Below are 680 nucleotides of genomic sequence, written 5' to 3'. Positions count from 1 at the left end.
TCTGCGCCATTTTTTTATTCGAGGGTGGCGGAAACAGCTATATTTTCTGGGGCGACTCGAACCCTAATAATAGGGTCGAGAGGGAAGACAGCCGCGATAACAAGGGGAGTGGGTTGGACTGAAATAACTTGCTCATGCGTGTTCGCGGGGTATCCGGGAGCCTCTGGAAGGCTAACGCTTACTGTAATGTTAGTCTGGAAGAGATCATTTACAGTTAGGGGAACCGTTAAACTCTCCCCTGCGGCGAGAGGGAATTCCTGGCTAAGGGGTTCATTATTGAGATCGTCCACGACCTCCAGGATATATTGCCACGCCTGATCGTTCTGATTGAGATTGTCAGGGTTGGCCGGTGTCGTGTTCTGAAAAACAACAATCAGGTCCATGTAGGTTTTCTCCCAAAAATATGCCCGCATAGGTGGATGCGCAGCTTTTATAAGATGTTTTTATTCGTATTTAAATATGATAGTGATGTTAAGAAAAACCCCGGCAGGTGGCTGCCGGGGTTTTTTATGCGACGGAAACCGTGCAAAAATTCTAGTGAATCAGCGTTACCGCCATCACGGCCAACAGGATAATCACGGCAATCCCCGTGCCGGTCATGGCCTTCAGGACGCTGCTGTAAAAGGCGGCGTGACGCTTTTCCATTTCGGCGATGTTGGCCATTCTGCGATCCTCGTTAG

1 protein-coding gene is annotated in these 680 nt (G+C 49.3%); it reads right to left on the bottom strand.

Annotated elements, in window-relative coordinates; all coding sequences use genetic code 11:
* Nucleotides 1-14 precede the first annotated feature (14 nt).
* Nucleotides 15-383 (bottom strand): hypothetical protein, encoded by a 369-nt coding sequence (locus tag VZ95_RS21060; protein ID WP_156995525.1) that lies wholly within the window; start codon nt 381-383, stop codon nt 15-17.
* Between the last annotated feature and the right edge of the window lie 297 nt (nt 384-680).

Source organism: Elstera litoralis, from assembly GCF_000963705.1.
GTDB classification, from domain to species: Bacteria; Pseudomonadota; Alphaproteobacteria; order Elsterales; family Elsteraceae; genus Elstera; species Elstera litoralis.
Note: the sequence above shows the minus strand (reverse complement) of the source record. Positions and strands in the feature narration are given on the sequence as shown.